Source organism: Nocardioides sp. CPCC 206348 (assembly GCF_048654705.1).
Taxonomy (GTDB): domain Bacteria; phylum Actinomycetota; class Actinomycetes; order Propionibacteriales; family Nocardioidaceae; genus Nocardioides.
In genome coordinates this window covers 18,627-19,263 of sequence record NZ_JBMCZA010000186.1, presented here as the reverse complement: position 1 = coordinate 19,263, position 637 = coordinate 18,627, and the positions used below count along the sequence as shown (strand labels likewise).

At 71.3% G+C, this 637-nt stretch carries 1 protein-coding gene; it reads right to left on the bottom strand.

Annotation, left to right across the window (positions count from 1 at the left end):
• Positions 1-637, bottom strand: a 637-nt coding sequence (locus ACOADB_RS15340) for a CPBP family intramembrane glutamic endopeptidase (RefSeq protein WP_378600271.1), incomplete at both ends; no start/stop codon positions are given.

The window sequence follows — 637 nt, the reverse complement described above, 5'->3', positions numbered from 1 at the left end:
GGGTGCAACGCCTCGGTCATGTCGCCGAACGACAGCGCGAGCCCGAAGGCCAGGAAGTTGTTGAGCACGTGCATCGCAATGCCGGCTTCGAGGCCGCCGGTCAGCAACACGAGGACCCCGGCCACGAGCCCGAATGCGAAGCGGTCGAAGAAGGTCGGCAGGTCCTGGCCGAGGCCGTGCGCGAGGGCGAACAGCAAGGCGGGTACGACGACCGCGACCGTCGCGCTCACGGACGGGCCGAAGCGGGAGGCGACGCCGCCGAACGCCTGCGCGAAGTAGCCACGGAAGACGTACTCCTCCCCCGCGGCCTGCAGCGGGGTGAGCAGGATCGTGACGAGCAGGAAGTCACGAGCCGCGGAGGTCCAGGGGTTCAGTTCCCCGCTCACCTCGACACCGGACGCACCCTGGTCGGGCAGCACGGTCGCGACCACGACGGTGGCCGCGAGCGCGAGCACCGACAGGCCCAGGCACACCAGCAGCCAGCGCCAGCGAATGCCGCGCACGACCGAGGCGACCCAGCCGGGCGCCTGGCCGTGCAGAGCGCGGGCGATCAACCACACCGCGGGGATCGCCACCGCCCAGCCCAGGTTGACCAGCGCCAGGAAGCTCGGCGTGACGGGGTCGCCGCTCAGCTTGT